We start from the raw sequence: 7,193 nt of genomic DNA on the forward strand, positions 1-7,193 counted from the left end.
TCGGTGAGCTCAAAAAGAGAAACACGACGATCGGCACTAGTCTCTCACTTGCCGAAGCCAAAGCTCCAGCCGCAAGGACAAACGCCGTCCGCGTCTCCCTTCCTCAAATCCAACAATGTCAAAGACCGGTCGATCAGGTCCGCAGACCCGCCTACCAGAGACAGACAGCCGATCGCCCGGCGCTTAAGCCGGCCAATCCCGCTGAACTGTCAGAAGATGCCTCAGCGCCCGGGCCACTTCCGCGGCCGGCGCCGATGAGCGGTGTATACGCAGCTCAATCCGCGCCGTCAACAGGGTTGTTCCGGGGCGGAGCCGATTTTCTTGGACTCCGGCGGCGACGGCCGTGTGACGCCCGATTCGCCCCCCCCGCGAAGGGCGGTTCAGTCGTCGAGGCTCAGGCTCATGCCGTCATAGGCCGGGGCCACCCCTTCCGGCAGGCGCGCTGCCAGCGCCGCATAGTCGAGGTCGGTGTGGAGGTTGGTGAGCACGGCGCGCCGGGGCCGGACCGTCTCGATCAGCGCGAGGGCGTCCGCGACGGAGAAGTGCGTGGGATGCGGCGTGTCACGCAGCGCGTCGATGATCAGGAGATCGAGACCATGGAGCCGATCCAGGCTCGCCTCTGGGATCACGCTGACATCGGGGATGTAGGCGGCTTGGCCGAAGCGGAAGCCGAGGGCGGCCTCCGTACCGTGCTCGACCAGGAGCGATTCGGCCATGATCGCACCGCCCGGCCCGTCGAGGCTGAGCGCATCGGGCAGGTCGCGCACATCGAGGATCGGCGGATAGGCGCTGCCGGGGGGCGTCTCGAAACAGTAGCCGAACCGCGTGGTCAGCAGCGACCGGGTCAGGCTGTCGGCATAGACCGGGATGCGCCCCCGCATGGCGATCACCAGCGGGCGCAGGTCATCGATACCGTGGGTGTGGTCGGCATGGGCGTGGGTGTAGAGCACGCCGTCGAGGCGTCGCACGCCCGCGTCGATGAGCTGCTCGCGCAGGTCCGGCGAGGTATCGACCAGCAGGGTGGTCCGCCCTCCCCCGGATTCACGCTCGACGAGGATCGAGCAGCGGCGGCGGCGGTTGCGCGGATCCTCCGGATCGCAGGCGCCCCAGCCGCTGGCGACCCGCGGCACCCCACCGGAGGAGCCGCAGCCGAGGATGCGCAGAGTCAGCGTTGCCGGCGCATCCTCCGAAGTCGTCACGCTGCCTCCCCGGGTTTAGCCTTGTCGAACAGGGTGAAGAAATTCGCGGTGGTGATCCGGGCGAAGTCCTCGGCGGACAGCCCCAGGGTCTCGGCCAGCGTCCGGGCGGTGTCGGCGGTGTAGGCCGGCTCGTTGGTGCGCCCGCGATGCGGCTCGGGGGCGAGGAACGGCGCGTCGGTCTCCACCAGGATCCGGTCGAGGGGCACGCTCCGGGCGATGTCGCGCAACGCGTGCGCGCGCCGGAAGGTGACGATGCCGGAGAACGAGATCGACAGCCCGAGCTCGAGCCCGGCCTCGGCGAGGCGCCGGCCCGACGAGAAGCAGTGCAGCACCGCCCGGAACGGCGTCCGACCCATCTCGTCGGTGAGCACCCGCTCCATGTGCTCGTCGGCATCCCGGGCGTGGATGACGAGCGGCAGGCCGGACAGGCGCGCCGCCTCGATATGGGCGCGCAGCACCCGTTCCTGCACGGCCTCGGGGGCGCCGTCGGGGTAGTGGTAGTCGAGCCCGGCCTCGCCGATCCCGACGCAGCGGGGGTGCGCGCGCGCGAGGCCCGCGATCGTCTCGGCGGGCACATCCGGCTCCTCGGCGGCCCCGTCCGGATGGGTGCCGACGGTAAACCAGATCTCGGGGTGGGCCTCGGCGATCGCCCGGTAGGTCCCGGCCCGGGCGACCCGGGTCGAGATGGTCAGCATCCCGGTGACGCCCGCCTCCCGGGCGCGGGCGATCACCCCCGGCAGGTCGGCGGCGAAATCTGGGAAATCCAGATGGCAGTGGCTGTCGATCAGCATCGTGTCTCGGATCGCTGTCAGGCCGCCGGCGCTTCGGGCCGCTCGAACCTCGGGAAGACCGGAGCCGGGGCGGGGAGCGCCGTGCCGGGTACCAGGCGTCCGCCCTCCCCCGCATCGGCGAGGTTGCGCCGGTCCGCCGGAACGGCCAGCAGGTCCAGGAGCTTGGAGGCCGCGGTCGGAACGAACGGCTGGACCAGGATGCCGAACGCCCGCAGCGATTCCAGCGTCGTGTAGAGCACCGCGTTCATCCGGGCCGGATCGGACTTGCGCAGGCGCCACGGCTCCTGCCCGGCAAAGTAGCGGTTGGCCTCGGCCACCACCGCCCAGATCTCGGCCAGGACGCTGTGGAGCGCGAGATCGCCCATCAGGCTCCGCACCCTGTCCGGGAGAGCGTCGGCCTGGGCCAGCAGGGCGCGATCGGCCGCGTCCAAAGAACCCGGCAGGGCCCCGGGATCCGGCACCGCGCCGTCGCAATTCTTGGCGACCATCGAGAGCGAGCGCTGGGCGAGGTTGCCGAGGTCGTTGGCGAGATCGGCGTTGATCCGGCCGATGATCGCCTCGTGGCTGTAGCTGCCGTCGCCGCCGAACGGCACCTCGCGCAGCACGAAGTAGCGCACCGGGTCGACCCCGTAGGTGTCGGCGAGCTCGAACGGGTCGAGCACGTTGCCGAGCGACTTCGACATCTTCTCGCCCTTGGAGAGCAGGAAGCCGTGGCCGAAGACGCGCTTGGGCAGGGGCAGCCCGGCCGCCATCAGGAAGGCCGGCCAGTAGACCGCGTGGAACCGGACGATGTCCTTGCCGATGACGTGCAGGTCCATCGGCCAGAACTTCTTCAGGGGATTCTCCGCGTCGGGGAAGCCGGTGACGCTCAGGTAGTTGGTCAGGGCGTCGACCCAGACATACATGACGTGGCCGGGATGCCCCGGCACCGGTACCCCCCAGTCGAAATTGGTGCGGCTGACCGAGAGGTCCTTGAGGCCGGAGCGCACGAAGCTCGCCACCTCGTTCCTTCGGGTTTCCGGGCCGATGAAGTCGGGCTGGTCCTCGTAGAGCTTCAGCAGCCGGTCCTGATAGGCGGACAATCTGAAGAGAAAATTCTCCTCCTCCATCCACACGACCGGGGTGTCGGTGGCGAGGCTGCGGCGGCTGCCATCCTCGAGCAGGCGGGTCTCGGCCTCGTCGTAATAGGCCTCGTCGCGCACCGAGTACCAGCCGGCATACGTGTCGAGGTAGATGTCGCCGTTGGCCTCCATCCGCCGCCAGATCTCCTGCGCGGCTTCGTAGTGGCCGGGCTCGGTGGTGCGGATGAAGCGGTCGTAGGCGCAGTCCATCCGGTCGGCCATCGCCTGGAAGCGCGCTGCGGTGCCGTCGACATACGCGCGCGGGCTGGTGCCGGCCCGGGTCGCCGCCTGCTGGATCTTGAGGCCGTGCTCGTCCGTGCCGGTGGAGAACAGCACGTCGTAGCCGTCGAGCCGGTGGAAGCGGGCGATGGCGTCGGCGGCGATCACCTCGTAGGCGTGACCGATATGCGGCGCGCCGTTGGGGTAGGAGATCGCGGTCGAGAGGCCGAAGGTTTTTTTGGAGTGCGCCGGGGCGTTGGACGTCACGTCGGGGTGTTCCGGATCATCGCAGGAGGTTGCCCGCGTTGTCGCGCGGCAGCGGCGGGGACGCAACAGCCGCCGGGATCGGGAACCGCGCGGACGATCGTGACCCCAGACGATCCGGGACCTTTTGCGGGTCCAGGGCAGCGCCCTGGTCGTCCCGGCGCGCAGAGGGGTTACGAGGCCGCCTCGGCGAGATCGCCGAACAGTGACAGCACCACCGGGCGCCGGTCGAGATTGTAGATCGCCGCCTCCCGGGCGGCGCGGCCGAACCGGTCCGCGACGTCCACCAGGGCGGCGAGGCGGGCGGGCGGCTCGTTCCGGCGGCGGTCGAGTTCGGCCGAGACGAAGCGCAGGACCGCGTCCTGGGCGGCCTCGAACCGCACCTCGGCGTCGCGCCCGGCCAGGGTCTCGGCGAGCTTGAGCACCCGGCCCCAATCGGGCGTCTGCGCCCGGGCGAGCAGGGTCTCGACCTCGGCGACGAGGCCGGCCGTGACCGGGTCGAGCATCGCCAGCGCCCGGGCGACCGAGCCCTCGCACTGGGCGACCGCCCGGGCCAGGGCGGCCTCCTCCGGCTGCGGGAACGGCTCGGGCAGGCCGCGCACCACCTGGGCCACCGCCTCGGGCGCCAGCGGGCGCAGCATCAGCACCCGGCAGCGGGATCGGATCGTCGGCAGCAGTCGGCCGGGCTGGTGGGCCAGGATCAGGAACAGGGCGCGCGGCGGCGGCTCCTCCAGGACCTTGAGCAGGGCGTTGGCCGCGTTGGCGTTGAGGTCGTCGGCGCTGTCGAGGATGCAGACCCGCCAGCCGGAATCGGTGGCGGTCGAGGCGAACAGGTCCAGGGCCCGGCGGACCATGTCGACCGAGATCTTGGTGGGCAGCGTCTTGGCGCCGACGGTGCGGTGGCGGCGCAGGACCACGAGGTTCGGATGCGACAGGCCCGCGACCTTGCCGGCGACGGGGTTCTCGTCCGGCACATCGAGCCCGGCCGGCCCGCCGCCGGCGGGATAGGCCAGCAGGCGGCGGGCGACCCGGTAGGCCAGCGTCGCCTTGCCGATCCCGGGCGCGCCGCCGATCAGCCAGGCATGGTGCAGGCGCCCCGCCGCGATTCCCTCCGCGAAGGCGGCCGCCGCGGCCGCGTGGCCGACCAGCGCCCGGGTCTCCCGCGGGCGCGCGATACCGGGGAGGTCGCCGGGCTCGACGTCGTCGGCGGCGCGGTCTGCCAATTTCATGGCGCGGGGGTCAGGCGGCATCGCCGCGGCTTTCCTTGAGCGGCAGCAGGCCCGGCAGGCGGGAGGCCACCGCGGCGCGGATCGCGGCTTCCACCGCATCGGGGTCGCGACCGGCATCGATCACCGCGCAACGTTGCGGCTCGGCCCGGGCGATCGCCAGGAAGGCGTCGCGCAGCCGCGTGTGGAAGGCCAGCGATTCCGCCTCGAACCGGTCGGCCCCCTGCCCCGTCCCGGCGCTGCGCCCGGCCGCGCGGGCGAGCCCGGCTTCGGGCGGCAGATCGAGGATCAGGGTCAGGTCGGGCCGGGTCGGGCCGACCACGACCCGCTCCAGGGCGGCGATCACCGCCGGGTCGAGGCCGCCCGCCGCGCCCTGGTAGGCCCGGGTCGAGTCGATGAAGCGGTCGCACAGCACGATCTCGCCCCGGCGCAGGGCCGGGCGGATCAGGCGGTCGAGGTGGTCGATCCGGGCTGCGCTGAACAGCAGCGCCTCCGCGAAGGGGCCGTAGGGCTTGGCGACGCCGCCGAGCAGGGCCACGCGGATTTCCTCGGCCCGGGGCGAGCCGCCGGGCTCGCGGGTCACGCGGACCTCCCGGCCCGAGCGGGACCGCAGGGTCGCGGCCAGGCGGGCGACCTGGGTCGACTTGCCGGCGCCCTCCCCGCCTTCGAAGGTGATGAAGGTTCGCTGCGAAGCGTCCTCGAAGCCTGGCACGATCACGGGCGTCCAATCACGTCGGATCGGCCGTACGCTCGCCGGACTTCGCGTCCTTCTTGCCGACGCGGTCGAAGGCCTTGCGCACGAGGCCGGTACCGAACTCCAGCGCCGCGTCCATCGCCCGCTGCGACAGCGTGCCGGGCTCCACCGTCGCGCCGGCGAAGAGCGGCTGGTCGAGGGCGACCGTGTCGCCGCGCTGGATCCGCAGGGTGCCGACCTGCTGGCCCTCCTCGACGGGGGCCATCAGCGGCCCGGTATAGACCACCTTGGCGCTGACCCGGTCGCTGGAGCCGCGGGGCAGCAGGACCCGCACCGGCTTCTTCGAGACCAGCGGAACGGAGCCCGCCTGGCCGCCGAACACGGAGGCGTCGGCGACCGTCTCGCCGGCCCCGAAGATCTGCCGCGTCTCGAACGCGCGGAAACCCCATTCCATCAGCTTGCGCGCCTCGGAGGCCCGGTCCCGGGCGGTCTTGAGCCCCGAGATCACCAGCACCAGGCGCTGGCCGTTCTGCACCGCCGAGCCGGTCAGCGCATAGCCGGATTCCTCCAGGTAGCCGGTCTTCAGCCCGTCGGCGCCGATGTCGAGCGCCAGGAGCGGGTTGCGGTTCTGCTGGCGGATCTTGTTCCAGGTGAACTCCTTCTCGGCAAAGATCTTGTACAGGTCCGGGTAGGTGTCGATCAGGTGGATCGCGAGCTTGGCCATGTCCCGGGCCGTGACCTTCTGGTCGGGGGCCGAGTAGCCGGTGGCGTTGCGGAAGGTCGAATTCGTCAGCCCGATCTCCTTGGCCCGCCGGTTCATCAGCCCGGCGAAGGAATCCTCGGTGCCGGCCATGTTCTCCGCGATGGTGATCGCGGCGTCGTTGCCCGACTGGACGATCAGCCCGCGCAGCAGGTCCGACATCTTGATGCGGCTGTTGACCTGGGCGAACATCGATGAGCCGCCGCCGCCCGCCCCGCCCCGCTTCCAGGCGTCCTCGGTGACGGTGAACTCCGTATCCATCGCCAGGCGGCCGGATTTCAGCGCCTCGAACACGATGTCGGTGGTCATCAATTTGGCCATGCTGGCCGGGGAGAACCGCTCGTCGGCGGCCTTCTCGAACAGCACCGAGCCGGAATCCGCATCGATCAGGATCGCGTGCGGGGCCGCCGTCTGGAAGCCCTGAGCGGTCGCGCCCGCGAGGCCGGCGCCCAGCGCGCAAGCGGCCGCCAGAAGGGTGAGAAGGGTCCTGCGCATCACCGGTCCGTCCCGCGCCTGCCGCCCGGCCGGAGAAACTCCCGCCGCATCCGGATAACAAGCGTGACCATATTACGGTTTCAGCGCCGGATCGAACGCGAAATGCCGCATTGCGGAACGGCGTGCCGTCCGGGACGCGCCGGGGCTGCCCTCAATAGATCCCGGCGAGGCGGGCATGCCCCCCGCCCGACGCCGTCCGGGTGGGGGTCCCGGCTTTCACAGGGGCCGGAGCCTTCGCGGCCGCCGCGACCTTGGTTGGCACCGCCGCCTTGGCCGAGGCCGGGGCCGCGGTCTTGGAGGCGAGCATCGTCGACCCCTTGGCGGCGCCGGAGGCCAGATGCGCCAGGGTGGACTTGGCCGAGGCCGGCAGCGCCGCGGGGGCCGCCGCGGCGAGTTTCGTCGGGGCGGGCGTTCCGGGCCGTGC

6 protein-coding genes and 1 pseudogene are annotated in these 7,193 nt (G+C 71.5%); all 7 read right to left on the minus strand.

The window, feature by feature from the left end:
- Positions 1 to 380 precede the first annotated feature (380 nt).
- Positions 381 to 1,199, minus strand: a complete 819-nt coding sequence (locus FV242_RS31645; protein WP_147941691.1) for an MBL fold metallo-hydrolase — start codon at positions 1,197 to 1,199, stop codon at positions 381 to 383.
- Positions 1,196 to 1,990, minus strand: a complete 795-nt coding sequence (locus FV242_RS31650) for a TatD family hydrolase (RefSeq protein WP_147941692.1) — start codon at positions 1,988 to 1,990, stop codon at positions 1,196 to 1,198. Before FV242_RS31650 ends, FV242_RS31645 begins: the two co-directional genes overlap by 4 nt.
- Positions 1,991 to 2,007: 17 nt before the next feature.
- The gene (gene metG / locus FV242_RS31655) at positions 2,008 to 3,597 is read right to left on the minus strand and encodes a methionine--tRNA ligase (RefSeq protein ID WP_147941693.1); all 1,590 of its coding nucleotides are present in this window, start codon (positions 3,595 to 3,597) and stop codon (positions 2,008 to 2,010) included.
- 170 nt (positions 3,598 to 3,767) lie between these two features.
- Positions 3,768 to 4,823 (minus strand): DNA polymerase III subunit delta', encoded by a 1,056-nt coding sequence (locus FV242_RS31660; RefSeq protein WP_147941694.1) that lies wholly within the window; start codon positions 4,821 to 4,823, stop codon positions 3,768 to 3,770.
- A gap of 10 nt (positions 4,824 to 4,833) precedes the next feature.
- Positions 4,834 to 5,538, minus strand: a complete 705-nt coding sequence (gene tmk / locus FV242_RS31665) for a dTMP kinase (protein WP_147941695.1) — start codon at positions 5,536 to 5,538, stop codon at positions 4,834 to 4,836.
- Between the two features lie 10 nt (positions 5,539 to 5,548).
- Positions 5,549 to 6,769 (minus strand): D-alanyl-D-alanine carboxypeptidase family protein, encoded by a 1,221-nt coding sequence (locus FV242_RS31670; protein WP_147910714.1) that lies wholly within the window; start codon positions 6,767 to 6,769, stop codon positions 5,549 to 5,551.
- 151 nt (positions 6,770 to 6,920) lie between these two features.
- Positions 6,921 to 7,193: pseudogene (locus FV242_RS31675) on the minus strand (septal ring lytic transglycosylase RlpA family protein); the annotation flags it as partial.

This window comes from Methylobacterium sp. WL64, from assembly GCF_008039945.1.
Taxonomy (GTDB): Bacteria; Pseudomonadota; Alphaproteobacteria; order Rhizobiales; family Beijerinckiaceae; genus Methylobacterium.